This is a genomic window from Chitinophaga sancti, assembly GCF_034424315.1.
Taxonomy (GTDB): domain Bacteria; phylum Bacteroidota; class Bacteroidia; order Chitinophagales; family Chitinophagaceae; genus Chitinophaga; species Chitinophaga sancti.
On the sequence record NZ_CP139972.1, the window covers coordinates 514,263 to 532,011 of the forward strand.

Consider the following 17,749-nt stretch of genomic DNA (forward strand, 5'->3'; position numbering starts at 1 on the left):
AACCATTTTCAAAAAAATACGCTGCCAGGTCTCATTATAATCATTTGAATAAAGGCTGGTTTATTCCCCAAAGGGAATAAAAACCATTTTCAAAAAAATACGCTGCCAGGTCTCATTATAATCATTTGAATAAAGACTGGTTTATTTCCAATGGGAATAAAGACCACTTTCAGAAAAATGAACAGTAGGTCTCTTTATTATCATTTGAACAAAGACAGGCTTATGCCATTGCCTATAAAACGGTAACCCAGTTCATTAGGATGAAGAAAGTCATTCGCTCCGGATTGCATTTCATATTGTAAAACATCCTTGTCACTGGGATCTCTCATCAACTGATCAAAGTCGATGACTGCATCGAAAAGGTTCGAATTCCGGATCCATTCATTGACCTTAATGCGTGCGGAATTTTTGTAACGCTCATAATAGAAGCTTTTTTTAAAAGGCATGATGGTGGCACCATACACTTTTATTCCTTTTGCGTGTGCCAGATCTATAAACTGTTGGTAAGCGGCGATGAGATCTTTGGCTACGTCATCTGCTGCCAAACTGTCCTGCGCACCACCAAGGTCGTTAATTCCTTCCGCCAGAATAAGCCATCTGACGCCTTCCTGGTCAAGGACATCATGTTCGAAACGTTGCAATCCTGTAGGCCCTAATCCTCCTTTAAGAATGCTATTGCCACCGATCCCCATATTGATTACACCCACTTTGCTGGTTACCGGGTCTTTTAGCAAATTCTCCGATAAAATATCGGGCCAGCGATTCTGTTTATTTGTTCCCGAACCTCTTCCATCAGTGATTGAATCACCGAAAACGACAACCGATCCCGTACTATTTTTGGCTTCTACCTCAATTCCTGCAATGATGTACCAATGGTCAATTCTAATCGCATTCCTGAAGTGATCACCGGGTTGGGGAGCATTGTCGGCAAACAGATAAGAAGTTGTTCGGGAGCCTCCATGTCCTGTAAGAATGGAAGGAACTTCTCCAAAAGAGATCGTGATGGCAATCCTGGCCCTTGGCTTTAGCCCAAATGATCGCGGGTCTGAATAAATTTCGGTACCTGGCTGTAAAGTAACATCCTGTTGGCCATTGAAGGTTAACAACGAAATTGTTGAGTCCTCAATCACGCCGCTGTCTTTCGCAACGGCAATATTTACAGATCTGATCGTCAATTGACTATTACCAAATTTGTTGGAGAACTTAAGTCTAAGTTTATCACCACCGATCGAGACGCAGACGATCTGCCTTAAGACATGATGAGCAATTCCCGGCTTAGGTGGTATGTCATTAGGAGCTATCGCCATAACCGCAGTTCCCCAGGTTCCCACCCATTTCGGTTTGTTGTCTGATTCATGTTTATCAACAGCTGGATAAGCTGATACAGAAATACAATACAGCAACAATAGCGTGGTCCATCCAATGTGCAAAATTCCGGGTGTTTGGTATCGTTTTGTCATGATTGCTAATTTATATTCGATAGTTAACGGGGGCAGGTGCAAAATCATTTTGATTAGTAGTTATCGGGCAATAAGCGAGGAACGTGGTAGCAGTATTGATCAGACAATCGAAGTAATTAAAGAGTTCAAACTTCCATGTCTAAATTTATCAAAAGAGATGAGCATATACGGGTTAATTTAAATGTCATGCCGCGTGATTTTAGCTGCAAAGAAAAATAAACAGCATAAGTCCATTGTTCAACTAATAGCATTCAATAGTGAAGGCAGGAATCGAATCCGTACTATCTACCTGATGACTGCACGTATTTCCAATTATACGACCTCTCTACTGATTTGTGGAGAAGCAAGGACTCTAACCTACACTTCCGTTATGACGTAACGGCCTGTTTCCAACTAAACGATCCCCGTATACAATGCAGTCGGCGAGACCCGAACCCGCATCCGCAAACGAGCTGTAAGCGGTTTCTCATTTAAGTATACCCCCATTGCATTAGCAAAAAACAACTAGAACTCATTTCATAAATAGGTATTTCCAGTTGATAATCAATACATAAATAGTAATTATGAAATAAGTTCTAATATTTACCCAGGAACAACAACTGCTGCAACAACATATCTACTTTCGACATATAATACCCCGCCGCCTTCGCCATCGCTACCGGGTTCTCATATATGTATTTCAGCTCCATCGGCCGCTTTGCATCATAATCCAGCTTCATACTCGGTGCATACGGCCGCATGGCTATCGTAAACTGTAGCATATCATACACCATCGACTCCGGCAATGCCGCGCCACAGGCATTCGCTCCCAGTATCACCTCATGCATGATCTCCTTTGAAAGATTATATGTAGCGCGATCCGCCAGCAGTTTATTGGCAGTCGTATTCAATACCACACACATACCATTGAAAGTGATATTCCAAACCAGTTTCTTCCAGCGCAGGGTGTTTAGGTCTTCAGCTTTTCTTGAGATCAACCCGGTATTATCAAATGCAGCAACTACCTTATCAATAATCGTTGTATCCTGGACATTGTAATTCCCTATTTCAATATCCCCATAATCCAGGTGATGCATCTGGCCAGGACCGACTTTATATACAGAGACCAACGCTGTCGCACCTGCCACCCCTACACCCGGAAACATCGCCGCAACATCTGCTTCTACACCCAGGCCGTTTTGTATGAGGATAATGACCGAGCCACTGTGTAAGAGTGGCTGTACCAATGAGGGCAGGAGACTGGCATTACTGGTGGTTTTCAAACAAACGAGGATCACATCACAGGCAGGCATATCAATGGCATGCTGGTACGCATTTAGCTTCTCTAAATGAATATCGCTGTATACTTCTGAAATTACGTGGAGTCCTTCTTCCTTTACTATAGCATAGTCACTGTTTAATAAAAAATGTACTTCCTCGCCGGCATTGGCTAACTGGGCGCCATAAAATCCTCCGATGGCACCAGTTCCTATTATCGCATATTTCATTATATGGAATTATATTGTGGCCGCTAAGATACAATCTATTACCTTCTCCGCCTTACACCCATTCAAACCTGCACCCCAACTGGCATTAAATTCCAACACAAACCAGCCAAGCGCCTCATTAAAACCAAGATCCACCACCACCGTCGCCGGTAACTGCTCATTATACGAAGCTAAAAAACTCAGCAAAAACTCCCTTCCACCTGCCAGATCAGCATCCCCCTCATACAAAGCCAGGTCCTTTATGGCTCCCGCCAAAACAAAGGCCCTCAGCTCTGCCTGTATCGGCTTCACAATCTCAGACGTCAATACCTCCTCCGTCTCATCCTGGCTGCCAATGGCCTGCCTGAAATAAGCCAGATCAGGAAAGATGCCTGCTGCAAATAATTTAGGAATAACAGGTTTTATAAAAAGGGGAAAATCTGCTGCCTGCAAGGCCCCAATGGTCGTATGATGAATGACCCGCTTTACCCACTGTGGTTCCAGTCTGGCTATCAGCGTATCGTCAGGAGAAATAAGGGTTCTTTTATAAATCTGTGCCAATACCATGGCGAATGTCTGGTTGCCATAAATGGCCAGTGGCCGGTCAATGAGAGTCTCATCCTTTATCCAATATTTACCCAGGCGTTTTATCTTTCCACCCATGGCAGTCAGGACGCGGGCGACGGCTTCAAATTCTACATCCGTTTTTTCCGGAATTAATAAGATCATGTCATTTCATTTCAAAAAAGAAGAACACGACAGCCGCCCATTCTTTTTTAACCCCACAGGCAGTGCCAAGCGTAGCGTAGTTACTGCCCTGAACTGTGCCGTCGTCTTTTATATAACCTAAAGTTGAATAACTGCCGTTGGTCACCTTCCCGTCTTTATTGATGTAGCCTACCGTGTTATAATGGCTATCTTCTACTTTGCCATCTTTCACATGGCCGATGGTGTTATAGCTGCCATCCTGGATCCTGCCATCACTTTTGATATAGCCTATCGTCTGGTAGCTGCTGTTCTGAATTCTTCCATCGCTATTGATGTAGCCTTTTATGGCATAATTGCTGGCCTTGATGGTCTGTGCCCGGGCCCCCATGCTACATAAGATCGCTATCAGGTACAGATATAGATACTTTTTCATAACTGAAGTTTAAACTGGAATGAAACCAAAACCCGAATTTCATTGATTCAGGCAAAAGGTTATGCTCAAAACACGCCCCTTTTAATTCTCCTGTCCTTCAAAATTCCCCGATCACCCATCCAATCTCCCCCTATTTCAACGTAATCAACTCATTCTTGATCGCAAACAACACCAATCCCGTCCTGCTTTTGATCCCAAAGCGCTGAAACAAATCCTGCCTGTAATTATCGATCGTGTGCGGACTCAGATTCATCTGATCCGCTATCTCCTTATACGTATACTCTGTACAACACAATTCCAGGAACTTCACCTCGTTACTACTCAGCTTCTCCGGCACACTGCCACCAGCCAGGTGCCCCTGGATATTTCGCAATAACTTAAATGACACCAGCTCATTAATAAAGAAGCCCTGTTCATTGATCGCCTTGATCGCATGCACCACATCCGTCGTCCGTGACTCCTTCAGCAAATACCCGCCTGCCCCATTCTTCAGCATCTTAATAATCGGCTTCTCCTCTTCAAACATACTCAATGCTAACACCTTCACATCAGGATAATGCTCCCGTAACCAGCGCGTACTTTCAAACCCATCCATTACGGGCATACTAATATCCATCAAAATCACCTCAGGCAAAGGATACTGTGTGATCTTAGCCTTCATATCCTCTCCATTCGAAGCATCAAATACAATAGAAATCTCCGGGAATTCTGATAACAGGCTTATCATCCCCTGCCTGAACAAGGTATGATCATCAATAATGGCAATCGTGGTCTGCTTTTCCGCCATAGGTTTATCTAGGTTGTGTTGAAGTTTGAATCAATATCCTAAGAGCAGGATTGATGGATTACACCAAACGACAACACGACCTTTATTTAGTAAGGAATCGTAATCTTAATGGTGGTGCCGGCACCCGGTGTTGATAGGATCTGTGCCTGGCCGCCAATCATGCCGGCCCGTTTCTGGATATTCTGTAGCCCCATGCCTTTGTGCTGTTTCATGATTTCAGACACATCGAACCCGGAACCATTGTCCTGGATAGACAAGGTTAACACATTACCAGCAAACGCTAAGTTAATAACAATTTCATTGGCCTGTGCATGCCGCACAATATTATTCAGGATCTCCTGGAAGAGGCGGAAGACGATGGTAACTTTGTCCGCGAGCGGAGGGAGGGGAGTATCAGGATGGGTATAGGTGATTTTGAAAAAATCGGAACGCTCCAGGTACTCCAGTTCAAATGCAATGGCATCGACAAGGCCCCTGTTCAGCAGTTCCTCACCATGCAATAACCGGGACAGCGCCCGCAGTTCTTTCACCGCCCTTTTGGCTAGTGCTTCAGCTGCGGCCACCTTTTCACCGGCTTTTTCAGTATCCTGCATGTTGATGGAGCCAAGCGTCATGACCGTAAGGCCTAACAACTGTCCGATATTGTCATGCAAATCATATGCGATAGTCTTCAGGGTTTGCTCCTGGACTTCCATCTGGGTTTTCAATAATTCGGTATCAAAAGCCTGTTTCAGGACTTCTTTTTCTTCCGCATGCTTTTTTTTCCGTCGGTTATAGAGGTTGACATATACGATCAGAAATAAAGGGGCAATCAGAAAAATTACAGTTGTGATGCCGATGAAGAATAATATTTCCTTTGAAGAAATCTGCATATAAAAGCGTATGACCAGCAGGCATACAACAACACATTCAGGATCGAATAAGTAACATACCGGATCGACATTGTAATCGACTTGATTTCATGCACCAGGTAATCATTGAAGATGTTGGTCGCTGTACTGCCAAAGTAAAATATAAGGGTTCCGTTTACCCACCAAAACGGGGCATACGTGTTCAGCACGATATATTTATCGTCCCGAAGTATGAGGTAATAAAAATAAAGACTTGCCAGTACAAATACAACGGATTCGGTAGAGGCAGTGAGGTTTACGAACTTTGCAAAATGAAATTTAAGACCTTCCAATACATACATCACCAGGAATATGCAAAGCCAGATGATGAGCAGGCTGCGTTTATTAGTGTATTGCAGATATAGTTGGTAGAAGAAGCAGCTGATAAAGCCGCATTCAATCAGCAGATAGACATTATAAAAGGGGGCATTAGATAAAGACGTCATTTCCCGGATATAAACACCGGTCAGTTCTGTTGCACAGGTTAGTAATAAATAGACGATAAAATACCGCCATATAGGCGTTTTGTCTTTTGCAAGACAAAACGCCGCTACCAACAGGCAGATCATTTCTGCGACGGTATTCAATGTAAAGTAATATTTCATGCTTTATAGTCAGAATCATTGAGTAATCAACAAAGCGCCCACTGATTTACAGGTTGCAGGCGGAGGACATAATTCACCACGGTTTTCTGCAGCTGCCAGTACGATTCTACCTTTGCCTACAGTACCTCTTGGATCGTTGTTGAAATAATCCCAATGAAAAATGCTGTCATTCCTGGTGGAATCCCTGGTAGTCACCATCACAAGGGTGTTACGATTCCAGTAAGGGCGCTCTGGAATGTGTGTATGAGAGCTGTCGTACTTGTTGTAAGTGCTGTCATATGATGCAAAGTAGAAACGGATCCCGTCGCCACCTTCAGCTTCCAGCTGATCAACAAGGGCTTTCAGTCTTGAAGCGCTGAACCATACAGTACGGGTGTTGGAGCCCATTTTATGTGGCCTGCCATCAATAGATTCTGTATCGCAGGCATCACAGTCGGAAGGGTCAACAGGAATTTTGCCGGCACGACTTGCATAATTCTTTACATACATTTTTGCAAACTCAACACTGATGGTGTCTTTATCCAGCAAATTGTTTGTAGATACTCCTTTGTGGTCATCCTCCGGGATGGAAGGAGACTGTTTGGATTGACAGGCAGTCATAGTCATAGCTACCATCGCTATGGTAATAATGGCAACAGGGATGTTCATAACATTAAATGATTTAAGGTGTACCTAAATGTATAAAAAACTATTTCAAATTTCATGTAAGGCCTGCAACTACTTTCAAAAGGCAGTGGAGGGTAGCTACCTAGCCCTTGAGCTACCACGTCCACATACCTTTCTGAAAGTAATGTGCAGGCACTGGTTGTAGGGTTATGTCTGAGGGGGAAGTATAAGGATGAAAGGCCTGAACGATGAGTAGGCTGTAAAAATTTACCATTACAGCCCGGTTATTTATACCTGATGATATAATCCACATTTACATTAATCGGCCTCGACTCGCTGTCTCCACCCGCCACATCATGACTATGCTCGCCATCCTCCGATGTTGCACTCTCTTCTCCATTAAATGCTGCCAGTTCCCAACCTTCCTCTGAATCTATCGCATGCCGCTCTGCCGGTACCCTATAAATAGCATGGGTATGTTTGCCATTCGTTGTCGTTCTGATAGGATTCGCCGGTGAACCCGTTGTAGAAATCACCTGTATTGTACCCACCTTCAGTTTGCCGGCACCTGTTACGAAATACCCTCTCAGATCAGGTATTGCAAAGGTCAGTGGTGCACCGCCGTAATGTGTGCCGATTACTTCGAACAGCTCCCGATAGGTATGCCTGCGCAGCGAACTCCCGTCACAGGGGAACCATCCTGCTGCCTGCAGTTTAATTTGTACATCCCTGTCCGTTATATCCCCGCCAAATGGCATGATCGTACCAATAGGAGGGGCGGCCCCTGCTATGTCTTCCACGGCAATGAGAAAATCTGTATAGATATTCTCAGGCCTTGTCTCCTGGTCGCCCCCGGTAATGGTATGCAGGTGTTCTCCGGCAGTATTGGTCTGCCCGCGATCATCGATCCATGCAATACAGTTGTAGGCAATAAATCCTGTGGCTCCTTTGGCCGCAGAGTGGGAAGACACGGGCACACTTTCCACCTGGTGACTGTGTGCACCGGCTACTGTGGTTGTTATGCCGGGGGGAGAGGCTGTGGCATAATACTCCACAGAGCCGATGTTGTCGCCCGTGTTTCCACCTTTGTGAAGGGCATGGCGGGTATCCGCATCCGGGTCCCTGTTTGTTAAGTGACTAGTACCCCTAAGAAAATATCCTCTTAAGTCCGGAACATTAATAATTCTAAGACCATCTCCGCCAAAATTGCCGAGGATCGTATCGGACAATGCCGGGTAATCCGTATATGCATAAGGTTTACCATCACAAAAGAGCCATCCTGCCGGGATACGTGGCAAAGGACCTCCAAAGGCGGTAATGGTGCCTGCCGGTAAGATGCCGGCAGGCGATTGTGGTGTACGGCATTTTATGACGAAATATAAAGCCACATTAATAGGAAGGGTCGCATTATCAAATCCTGTGAGTGTGTGATAGTGTGCGCCCGCTGGTTCTGTGGCAATTGTTTGATTACCTCTTGCCATTTCGTGCCTGGAGCCACTCCATGCCCTGTGCATATTGGCGGTGAGCCTGCCGCAGGTATGGCTGTGGGCACCGGTGATAGAGAGCGACCAGAGCGATGCAGGAAGGCCGGTAGCGGTCTTTTGCAAAGAACCGGTGTGATTGCCGGTGGCGCCGCCCGGTGCTGCTGCAACCCTTTTGGGTGCATCGGGGTCGGTGCCTTTGGCTTTGTGTAAGGTACCTCTCAGGAAACGCCCGATCAGATCAGGTACGTTGAAACTGTATTCATCGCCGCCATGTGCATTGCCGATGGCGGCATAGAGTTCCGGATACGTATCTGTAGGATAGGCGCTGCCGTCACAGAGTAGCCAGCCTGCTGCTGTTAATGCACGCAACTGATCACTGTTGGAGAGATCTCCGCCAAAGGTGGTAATAGCACCTATGAGAAGTCCATTGGATACAGTTTTGGCATTTTGCAAAGTCATTTCCCTTTTCGTTTTATTGATGGTACAAAGGTCATTCAAAACGAATTGAGAGAACAGGCCGGAATGTTCCCTTTTAACAGCTGTTTTTAGGGGGTAGAAAAGGCGGTTTTCAGCCTTGCGGATAGTAAGTTGTTGATTTTCAATTGGAATGCCCCCCGGTAAAAATATGCTTTCATCTTCGGCGAAAGCATATTTTTACCGGGGGCTGGGTAGGCCTTGGGAAATGGAAGGGTAGTATCGTTGCTTATGGACAATGAAATTTGCCCGAAGGCCATAGGGGAGGGCCTTTAATTTTTAGAATCATACACCCTGCTCAGGCAGCCCTGGAGGCAAGCTTCGCCTGCACAATCCCCACCAGCAAGCCAAGCACTGACAATCCCACCGTGAGATAATAACCAATACTTAAATGCCCAATGAACTCCCTGTCATACCTGGCGATATAATAATAAAATGCCCCGGTTAACACCAGGCCCGCCACAAATTCAGTGACTACCGGTATTAACCTGAAACCCGTCATATCCCTGACTAAACTTAGCACACAAAATATCGGGATCAAATAGAGAAAAATGGCAATCGAATAGGATTGGAATTCACCTATTGTCAGTTTACCGGTGAAATAAAGTGTATTGATGATTGGAGGCAGCTGATACCCGCTATATTTGAAAATACTCCACCTGATCCAGGGTATAAAAAATGACATCAACAGACCTGCTGAGATAGCAGTCGTATATTTTATATCGATCTTCAAGGAATGATATTTTAATTCAAATCCATAATTGGTTTCCACGGCGCCGGAAACACACCTACTCTTTTCGCATAGGCATTCCAGATAGCACTCATTTCCTTCACTTTCTCAGGGTACATTTCTGACAGATCGTGTAACTCACTTCTATCTTTTTTCATATTATACAGCTCCCATTTCCCTTCCCTGTAATGTTCCTTATCCTTCAGTATTTCCCCCTTTGACACCAGTTTCCAATCGCCCAGTCTCACCGCCTTATTCATTTCATGCTCCCAGCAGATGGCCTTTCCCCTGTCGAGGGATTTCCCTTTAAACAAAGGTACCAGGCTCACACCTTCCAGGGAGATACTGCCTTCGTACTTTGCGCCGGTCAACTCTACAATCGTTGGCATTATATCAATGATATGCCCTACAAAAGGTGTTATCTTATTCTTCCCGCTTATCACACCCGGATAGTTTACAATCAGTGGTGTTGAAATTCCCCCCTCATGTACCCAGTGCTTGTATTCTCTGAATGGGGCATTTGATACATTGGCCCATGACTTACCGTAAGAGATATACGTAGAATCAGGTCCGCCACTTATTCCTTTCCCTTTCTTTACCAGTTTCCCTTCCCGTGTGATATGTGGAATGGTGGCATAAGAGATCTCATCTTTCTGCAAAGGTTTTAAGGTTTCAGGATGCGGTGCCCAGTTGCCCGTAGGGCCGGTGGCCCCAATATCCTCTGCACAGCCCCCATTATCCTGCATATACATGATCACTGTATTATTATCAATACCCTGCTGTTTCAGGATTTCCCGGATTGCCCCGATACCCTGGTCCATATCGTCTATGATGGCTGCATATACTTCCATGCGGGCCGCCTGCACAGCTTTGTCTACACCATTATCCCAGGCAGGATAATCAGCAGGGGCCAGTTCTGTATTGTTAGTGAGTAAACCTTCATGTCGTAGTTTATTGAACCGGGCATCCCTGATCACATCCCAGCCTTTATCATATTTTCCTTTATACTTTGCAATATCCGCTGGCTTTGCATGTAAAGGCCAGTGTGCCGCTGTATATGTTACATAGAGGAAGAATGGTTTGCTGGCATCTCTTTCTTTGATGAACCGGATCGCTTCGTGCGTAATTGCATCCGTATAATAGAAACTATCCGTTTTGTACAATGGGTCCGTCCATGGTGAGATCAAATGGTTATCCCTGCACAGGGCCGCCGGATCAAAATAACTACCTGCTCCCTGTATCGTTCCGTAGTACCTGTCAAAACCACGCTGGAGGGGCCAGCTTGTCTTAGGTCCGTCTTCTTTGATATTCTGACTCACATGCCATTTCCCCGCCAGGAAGGTGGAGTATCCCGCAGATTTTGCTACTTCCGCCATCGTAGTGGCTTTAGGATTCAAATCGCCCCTATAGCCTGGCACCTGGTAATCCGTATCACGCATCCAGCCCATTCCCGCCTGGTGTGGGTACAGCCCTGTGAGCAATGATGCCCTGGTAGGACAACAGCGTGCACCGTTATAAAACTGCGAGAACCGTAGACCCGATGCTGCCAGCTGATCGAGATTGGGCGTATGGATCTCGCTGCCATAACAGCCAATATCAGAATACCCCATATCATCACTAAGGATCACGATGATATTCGGGCGCTGCTGCGCCTTCAAAGATGACTTCACAGAAATTCCCAATAATAAGAACAGTAAATGGGCCAAACGAATTCTCATGTCAGAAAAGGATTAAATCAATCCTTAGGAAATTACAATTATTTTCCTGGATTAAAATTCTTTTTCCAAAACTAATTATCGCTCCATTGGCAAAAGTTTTCCAAGGTTAATTATTACAAAAAGTTGTGGTTGTGTTGGCTATGAAAGGCTCGGTGCAGAAGGAACTAACAGGCATGTGTAGCAATAAAAAAAAGAACAGCCGGTGCTAAGCCGGCTGTTTGCATTTGATCATCTGATCTCTTTTACTTATTGATCGCCTGTGTTTGTTATCAAACCAATTAGATAAAAAATTATCCCGTTGGGTTATTTATTTGTGAGTAATTCGAATAATTATCTTTGCGAAGGTAGGGCGGTATGGCTCAGTGGGAAATGATCGTTCTCAAACAAATTGATGATCGTCGTCAATGGATAACGGACTGAATTGTGGCACAGTATTTTATATCCTTGTTTGTCATGAAGGGACTACTAATAATTATATTACTGACGCTTACGTTTGATGCCATTGCCCAGGATTCAATCCCCAGAAGGAGAAGAGACTATGGTTATGATGTTGATACTGTACCCAAACTCGACCTGATCGACATCGTCAGCAAGACATTTAATATTCATGGTAAGAAGATGCCAAAGAAAGGTGATAAGCGGGTGTACTATTCACTGGTACCGATCCCTACTAATATTCCGGGTGGTGGTGTCGCGCTCATCACCAGTACCAATGCGGCTTTTTACATGGGGCCGAGGTCATCCACCAATTTGTCCAACGTATCATTTGCCCCCTCTTTTTCATTCAATGGCCGGTTCTCTTTTAGTTTTCACAGCAATATCTGGCTCACGGGTAACAAAGACAATGTGACCGGTGATATGCGTTTCATCATCAATCCACAGTATACCTGGGGCCTTGGAAAGGGCGTTCCGGATGACCAGAAAGAATTATTATACAGCAACTATTTTAGGTTTTACCAGACCTGGTTACATAAGATAGATGGCGGCAAATGGATGGCTGGACTGGGTTACATGCTGGACTGGTACTCGGCTATCAGGTTTAAAAACACTGACAGTATAACGCTGCCTGAGTTTAGTCACTATACATATGGCACCGAGCCAGGCAAGCATTCCGTGTCATCAGGGCTCACCCTGAATGTGCAGAAGGATGCCCGCCAGAACTCTATCAACCCCCAGGCAGGATATTATTTTAATTCCGTGTTGCGGTATAATTTCAAATGGTTGGGCAGTACTGATAACTGGCCTTCGCTGTATGTAGACTACAGAAGATATTTACATTTTGGTGATTCCCGTAGTCAGAATGTGTTGGCATTGTGGGGTTTTTATTGGACATCATTGAGTAATAAAACCCCATATCTCGATTTGCCGAGTATTGGCTGGGATCCTACCACACATAGTGGCCGGGGAATTACACAAAACAGGTATAGGGGAAAAAGTTTGTTGGATCTGGAGGCGGAATATCGCAGGGATATTACACCCAACGGTTTCCTGGGCTTTGTGGTTTTTGCCAATATGAATACAGTTACCAACCCGGATAATTACCGGTTCACCGCGCCTCATCCTGCTGTGGGTGCGGGTTTGAGAGTGAAGTTTAATAAACGTTCCAATACCAATATTGCATTTGATTATGGGATTAGCAGTGCCGGCGGCTGTTTCAGCATAATGCTGGGAGAGGCTTTTTAGGCGGTATTTCAGCTTTACATCAGTTTTCCTGATGATGATCAGTTATTCTCCTCCAAATCTTTGCAGCATTTCCGCAAATACAATTGCTGCTTTCTTTCTATAAGCATTGGCCGGCCAGGAGATGGTGGCTTGTCTGCTCATCTCTTTTCCCGTGATCCTCACGGCCTGTACCTCAGTTTGTCCTACCAGCGATGCGGTGGTCAATACCGTATACCAGCGCCCTGTGGCCACCAGTTGTAATAATATACTGATGTCGCTTAGTTCCATTTTAATATCAGGATAGATCTTATTCTTCTCAAACACCAGGTCCAGGAAACTCCTGGTATTAAAGCCTTTGGATGGCATTAGCAGTGGCAGCGTTTCCACTTCTTTTATATCTACACTTTTTCTTTGTGTGAGCGGATCATTGACAGGAACAATGAGGGATAAACGGGATTCGAACAGTGTTTGTGAAATGAGCAGGTCATTTTTTTGCGCGGGGGTGAAGGAAAGTACGAAGTCCAGCTGTACCTGCCGTAGTTTCTCCAGTAAATCCTGGGAAGGACCGGAGGTCAGGATGATCTTGATCTGGGGGTAGCGGGCAGAGAACTCAATAATCGTGCGTGTAAGCAGCGACTGCAAGCCATAAGTGACCCCGATAGCCAGCTCGCCGGTATGCAGTTCCTGCAGGTCTTCCAGCAGGTGCTGACCATCTTCAGCATTCTGAATACTCTGCCTGGCATAGGGGAGGAAGAGCTTCCCGGCCTCTGTGAGCATCACTTTTTTGCCAATCCGGTCAAAAAGTGGGGTGTTCAGTTCTTCTTCCAGTTGTTTGACCTGCTGAGAAAGGGTACTTTGACTGATATAAAGCATACTTGCCGCTTCTGTGAAGTTCAGAATTTCGGCCGTTTTCACGAAATAGCGCAACTGTCGTAGTTCCATGGAACAAATGTAAATCATCGATCGGTTTTATCAATGGTAACCATAGAAAAATACCATGTTTACTAATCGAAGAGCCGTTATAAATTTGTGTCATAAATACAAGGATTATGCAAGCGGTAGCAGACCCCAGGGTGTACAGAATGCGCCCTGACAGACAGAAAGCGGTGAAAGGATGTTTACGGTATACTCGTATCAAATTTGGTATCTTTTTGTCAGGTTTGTCGGTTTTTGCGCAATTATACCTGTTTCAGCCGATGCTGACTTTATTGTGCAAGGAATTTGACATCACGCCTGCCCATAGTAGCCTGGCAGTATCTGCCTGTACTGTGGGTATGGCGAGCGGCTTGTTTTTATTTGCCTTTAAAGCAGACCGTTTTCCAAGAAAAAAACTGATGGTGAGTTCAATGATCCTCTCTACCATCCTTACACTGATATCAGCGACTGTCAGGAACTTTGAATTGCTGATTGCAATTAATTTTCTGAAGGGGATTGTATTAAGTGGGGTATCTGCGGTGGCGCTGGCTTATTTATCAGAAGAGGTAGATGCGAAATCATTAGGTCAGTCTATCAGTTTATACCTGGCCGGTAATACAATGGGTGGGATGATGGGACGTGTAGGCGCCACCCTGATGTCTGGCTGGTGGGGATGGCAATGGGCAACAGTAGGTATCGGTGCAGGTAGTTTGATATTGGGTCTTGTGTTTGCACATGTGTTCCCTGAATCCAGGCACTTTTCTCCCGGAAAGGTACAGACCCGGAAGAAACTGGAACATATGGGTCAGTTTCTGCGTGATCCCCTGATCGTTCGTTTATACTTTGTGGCGGCCCTGATCATGGGTGCGTTCGTAAGTGTCTATAACTATTTAGGGTTCCGTTTGGAAGGTGCGCCTTTCTATTTACCACATTATCTGATCGCATTTATCTTTTTGATGTATACAACTGGTGTAGCGGGTTCATTGGTAACAGGAAAATGGTCCGACAGGCATCCTGCAGACAAAATTCTTCGTGTGTTCATGTTGTTGCTGGTACCTGGTTTATTATTCTTACTGACTAAAAGTGTCGGCTTGATAATTATAGGATTGGGCATCTTCACATTCGCTTTCTTTGGTGCACATACCATGGCGAGCAGGATGGTAGCGCAACAGGCAAAGCATGGGAAGAGTACGGCAACATCTTTATACTGGTTGTTCTATTACCTGGGATCCAGTCTGGTGGGTAGTACTACGGGTTTGGCCTTGCAGAAATGGAACTGGGAAATATTTATCGGGGTGTTGTTCCTGCTGGTGCTGGGATCCCTTTTATTAGTAAAGCCTAAAAAATAAATAATAAATACATATTAATTATTCAACACGCTTTCTTTTTTAATATTTTTTGGTTATATTTGTTACCCTCTCTATTTATAGAGAGAATTGAGCAGTAAGGCTTTGTGAATGCAAAGGATGCTGACGTTGAGTTAATTGTAAAGTAATATTTTACAGTAATAGATATCAAGCCTTCTGATGCTTCAGGAGGCTTTTGTATTTTTTGTAACCAAACCAAGAAAGTGTATGTTGGAAATTGTAGAAGTAAAAAAGGAAGATGTAAAAAGACTGGAGCAGGTAAAAGGCCTCTTCAGAGAGTATGCTAACTGGCTGAGTGTAGACCTGAGCTTTCAGCGTTTCGAAGAAGAATTAAGTAACCTGCCGGAACCAGCTTATGTAGCGCCAGAGGGTGCAGTGTTTTTAGCCCTGGTAGATGGGCTACCTGCCGGTTGTGTTGCAGTAAGGGCTTTTGAGAATTCAACCTGTGAAATGAAGCGCCTGTTTGTAAGGGATGCTTTTAAAGGTCATGGTGTAGGCAAAGCGCTGGCCGCAAGTGCCATTGAAGCGGGTAGAAAACTGGGTTATAAAAGGATACTGCTGGATACCCTGGCCCATATGCGCCGTGCAATTGACCTCTATACAGGATTGGGTTTCAGACCGATTGCGGCTTATTATGACAACCCGATCAGCGACGCTGTATACCTGTCTATGAGCCTTGAGACAGAAACTGAGAGTACAGGCAACGCAGCCTAATCCGCGTTGCTTTTTATAGAATCCTGCAATGGTAATACATGCCCAATGATTACCAGGTACTCGTTATGTGACATTTACGCGTTGATGCGTACCTACCCCCTTGTGTTTTCCATCTTTAGAATTTTGCAAAAAATTGAATGCCGGTGGCATAGCGGGGGAGGTTTTTTTTGTTGGGAAAGGTATTTGAATAGATAGAATACCCCCTGGTTAGCTATAGTCCGTCTTCACTTACCTAAGTTCATTATAAGTTCACTAACAGTACACGAAGAGGTCACTTCAATATCCAATCGATATTGAAGTGACCTCTTCGTGTACTTATGATGATGGTATAATGAACTTAGGTAAGTGAAGACGGAGCGAAGACAGGGTGTATTTTAATTAGGAATGAGGCAGGTGATAACCGTTATGGTAATCGGCCATTATCAGCTTATTTCCGGCTTTTTCTTTGAAACGCTGGCGCTCAGTGTTCCAATGGAGTTTTAAGCCCGTTTTATAGGCTATATTGCCCATTTGAGCCACTTTAGCTACATGTGCGCCAACCTGTATCGGGGCATGAAGGTCTTCCAGTTTGCGGGACTTAATTACATCCAGGAAATTCGTGGCATGCTTATCCAGCCCGTTATCGGATTTCAGCCTGCGGGGCACGGCCTCCATTTTGTCCTTTCCGTCTTCTTTTTCGGGAATAACTTCCCAGCCACCCCTGTCCAGTACCAGGGTACCTTTGTTGCCGATGAAGGCAATGCCGTGATCCCTGCCGTAAGGACCGCCATTGATACCGGTGGCGTGTTCCCACTGGATATTGAAGCCTTCGAACTGGTAGACGGTGGTGAGGGTATCCGGGGTTTCGGCGGCATCATCCGGGTAGGCGAATTTACCCCCGGCAGCCATGATGGAAATGGGCTCGGTGGCTTTCATACCGAGTAAGGCATAATCCAGGAGGTGTACGCCCCAATCAGTCATCAGGCCACCTGCATAATCCCAGTACCAGCGGAAATTGAAGTGGAAGCGGTTAGGATTGAAAGGTCTTTTCTCTGCCGGGCCTAACCAGCTTTGGTAGTCTACGCCGGCAGGAGGCGCACTGTCGGGTAATACGGGGATGGAATGCATCCAGCCCATATAGGCCCAGGCTTTTACGAGGCGGATCTGGCCCAGCTGACCGCTGTGGACAAAGGCGATTGCGTCATTAAAATGCTGCATGCTGCGCTGCCACTGGCCTACCTGCACCACTTTTTGGGTGCGCTCCTGTGCTTCGACCATGGCCCGGATTTCGGAGATAGAGTTGCCGATGGGCTTTTCGACATACACATCTTTGCCGGCAGATACGGCGTCTGCCATCTGGATACAGTGCCAGTGGTCTGGCGTACCGATGATGACGGCATCAATGTCTTTGTTGTCCAGCAATTGGCGGTAGTCGCCGTAGGTTTTGACGTTGATGCCTTTGGCAGCCAGTTCGGCAGCTCTTTTGTCCAGCACGTTTTTGTCTACATCACAGAGGGCAACGCAGGCGGCGGCCGGGTTTTTCAGCATGGCGCTGAGGTCAGACCAGCCCATGCCATTGATGCCGATGGCAGCGATGTTGATCCGGTCACTGGGGGCCATGGCACGCAAGGACGATGGCAGGGCGGTGGCTAGTCCGGCACCCGCTACAATGGTGGTGGCGGAGCGGAGGAATTTTCTACGCGATGTGTTCATAAGTGGAGATTGAGACGGTATACAAGATATAAAAATAT

General features: G+C 45.5%; 16 protein-coding genes. 3 read left to right on the forward strand and 13 right to left on the reverse strand.

Annotated elements, in window-relative coordinates; all coding sequences use genetic code 11:
- Positions 1-200: 200 nt before the first annotated feature.
- The 11 genes from U0033_RS01795 to U0033_RS01845 form a co-directional block, all read right to left on the reverse strand.
- Positions 201-1,460, reverse strand: coding sequence for an SGNH/GDSL hydrolase family protein (locus U0033_RS01795; protein WP_218164124.1), 1,260 nt, complete (start codon positions 1,458-1,460; stop codon positions 201-203).
- Positions 1,461-2,035: 575 nt separating this feature from the next.
- Positions 2,036-2,947, reverse strand: a complete 912-nt coding sequence (locus U0033_RS01800; protein WP_072366054.1) for a 2-dehydropantoate 2-reductase — start codon at positions 2,945-2,947, stop codon at positions 2,036-2,038.
- A gap of 9 nt (positions 2,948-2,956) precedes the next feature.
- A complete protein-coding gene (locus U0033_RS01805) occupies positions 2,957-3,655 on the reverse strand; it encodes an ATP-grasp domain-containing protein (protein ID WP_072366056.1) in 699 nt (232 codons plus the stop codon).
- Between the two features lies 1 nt (position 3,656).
- Positions 3,657-4,067 carry a 5-fold beta-flower protein gene (locus tag U0033_RS01810; protein WP_072366058.1) on the reverse strand — a complete coding sequence of 137 codons (411 nt, stop codon included), beginning with the start codon at positions 4,065-4,067 and terminating at the stop codon, positions 3,657-3,659.
- 130 nt (positions 4,068-4,197) lie between these two features.
- Positions 4,198-4,854, reverse strand: a complete 657-nt coding sequence (locus tag U0033_RS01815) for a response regulator transcription factor (protein ID WP_072366059.1) — start codon at positions 4,852-4,854, stop codon at positions 4,198-4,200.
- Between the two features lie 86 nt (positions 4,855-4,940).
- A complete protein-coding gene (locus U0033_RS01820; RefSeq protein ID WP_072366061.1) occupies positions 4,941-5,726 on the reverse strand; it encodes a sensor histidine kinase in 786 nt (261 codons plus the stop codon).
- Positions 5,675-6,349 (reverse strand): hypothetical protein, encoded by a 675-nt coding sequence (locus U0033_RS01825; RefSeq protein WP_072366063.1) that lies wholly within the window; start codon positions 6,347-6,349, stop codon positions 5,675-5,677. The genes U0033_RS01820 and U0033_RS01825 overlap by 52 nt, the downstream gene beginning before the upstream one ends.
- 15 nt (positions 6,350-6,364) lie before the next feature.
- On the reverse strand, positions 6,365-6,997 hold the full coding sequence (locus U0033_RS01830) for a hypothetical protein (protein WP_072366065.1): 633 nt from the start codon (positions 6,995-6,997) through the stop codon (positions 6,365-6,367).
- A gap of 242 nt (positions 6,998-7,239) precedes the next feature.
- Positions 7,240-8,898 carry a phage tail protein gene (locus U0033_RS01835; RefSeq protein WP_072366067.1) on the reverse strand — a complete coding sequence of 553 codons (1,659 nt, stop codon included), beginning with the start codon at positions 8,896-8,898 and terminating at the stop codon, positions 7,240-7,242.
- A gap of 313 nt (positions 8,899-9,211) precedes the next feature.
- A complete protein-coding gene (locus U0033_RS01840; RefSeq protein ID WP_143150958.1) occupies positions 9,212-9,646 on the reverse strand; it encodes a hypothetical protein in 435 nt (144 codons plus the stop codon).
- A gap of 11 nt (positions 9,647-9,657) precedes the next feature.
- Positions 9,658-11,361 carry an arylsulfatase gene (locus U0033_RS01845; RefSeq protein WP_072366071.1) on the reverse strand — a complete coding sequence of 568 codons (1,704 nt, stop codon included), beginning with the start codon at positions 11,359-11,361 and terminating at the stop codon, positions 9,658-9,660.
- Between the two features lie 453 nt (positions 11,362-11,814).
- On the opposite strand from U0033_RS01845, the gene U0033_RS01850 reads away from it, so the two are divergent.
- Positions 11,815-13,044, forward strand: coding sequence for a BamA/TamA family outer membrane protein (locus U0033_RS01850; protein ID WP_072366073.1), 1,230 nt, complete (start codon positions 11,815-11,817; stop codon positions 13,042-13,044).
- A 42-nt stretch (positions 13,045-13,086) separates the two neighbouring features.
- Here the strand turns inward: U0033_RS01850 and U0033_RS01855 are convergent, their stop codons facing one another.
- The gene (locus U0033_RS01855) at positions 13,087-13,965 is read right to left on the reverse strand and encodes a LysR substrate-binding domain-containing protein (protein ID WP_072366075.1); all 879 of its coding nucleotides are present in this window, start codon (positions 13,963-13,965) and stop codon (positions 13,087-13,089) included.
- 107 nt (positions 13,966-14,072) lie between these two features.
- Here U0033_RS01855 and U0033_RS01860 point away from each other — a divergent pair, with 107 nt between their 5' ends.
- Positions 14,073-15,287: an MFS transporter gene (locus U0033_RS01860; protein WP_245801885.1), complete on the forward strand. Its 1,215-nt coding sequence runs from the start codon at positions 14,073-14,075 to the stop codon at positions 15,285-15,287.
- Positions 15,288-15,512: 225 nt separating this feature from the next.
- Positions 15,513-16,019, forward strand: a complete 507-nt coding sequence (locus U0033_RS01865) for a GNAT family N-acetyltransferase (RefSeq protein WP_072366122.1) — start codon at positions 15,513-15,515, stop codon at positions 16,017-16,019.
- 378 nt (positions 16,020-16,397) lie between these two features.
- Here the strand turns inward: U0033_RS01865 and U0033_RS01870 are convergent, their stop codons facing one another.
- Positions 16,398-17,711 (reverse strand): Gfo/Idh/MocA family protein, encoded by a 1,314-nt coding sequence (locus U0033_RS01870; protein ID WP_072366077.1) that lies wholly within the window; start codon positions 17,709-17,711, stop codon positions 16,398-16,400.
- Positions 17,712-17,749: the final 38 nt, after the last annotated feature.

Coding starts and splice junctions, on each gene's coding strand:
- U0033_RS01795 (WP_218164124.1), bottom strand. CDS start 1,460: ATGACAAAACGATACCAAACACCCGGAATTTTGCACATTGGATGGACC.
- U0033_RS01800 (WP_072366054.1), bottom strand. CDS start 2,947: ATGAAATATGCGATAATAGGAACTGGTGCCATCGGAGGATTTTATGGC.
- U0033_RS01805 (WP_072366056.1), bottom strand. CDS start 3,655: ATGATCTTATTAATTCCGGAAAAAACGGATGTAGAATTTGAAGCCGTC.
- U0033_RS01810 (WP_072366058.1), bottom strand. CDS start 4,067: ATGAAAAAGTATCTATATCTGTACCTGATAGCGATCTTATGTAGCATG.
- U0033_RS01815 (WP_072366059.1), bottom strand. CDS start 4,854: ATGGCGGAAAAGCAGACCACGATTGCCATTATTGATGATCATACCTTG.
- U0033_RS01820 (WP_072366061.1), bottom strand. CDS start 5,726: ATGCAGATTTCTTCAAAGGAAATATTATTCTTCATCGGCATCACAACT.
- U0033_RS01825 (WP_072366063.1), bottom strand. CDS start 6,349: ATGAAATATTACTTTACATTGAATACCGTCGCAGAAATGATCTGCCTG.
- U0033_RS01830 (WP_072366065.1), bottom strand. CDS start 6,997: ATGAACATCCCTGTTGCCATTATTACCATAGCGATGGTAGCTATGACT.
- U0033_RS01835 (WP_072366067.1), bottom strand. CDS start 8,898: ATGACTTTGCAAAATGCCAAAACTGTATCCAATGGACTTCTCATAGGT.
- U0033_RS01845 (WP_072366071.1), bottom strand. CDS start 11,361: ATGAGAATTCGTTTGGCCCATTTACTGTTCTTATTATTGGGAATTTCT.
- U0033_RS01850 (WP_072366073.1), top strand. CDS start 11,815: ATGAAGGGACTACTAATAATTATATTACTGACGCTTACGTTTGATGCC.
- U0033_RS01855 (WP_072366075.1), bottom strand. CDS start 13,965: ATGGAACTACGACAGTTGCGCTATTTCGTGAAAACGGCCGAAATTCTG.
- U0033_RS01860 (WP_245801885.1), top strand. CDS start 14,073: ATGCAAGCGGTAGCAGACCCCAGGGTGTACAGAATGCGCCCTGACAGA.
- U0033_RS01865 (WP_072366122.1), top strand. CDS start 15,513: ATGTTGGAAATTGTAGAAGTAAAAAAGGAAGATGTAAAAAGACTGGAG.
- U0033_RS01870 (WP_072366077.1), bottom strand. CDS start 17,711: ATGAACACATCGCGTAGAAAATTCCTCCGCTCCGCCACCACCATTGTA.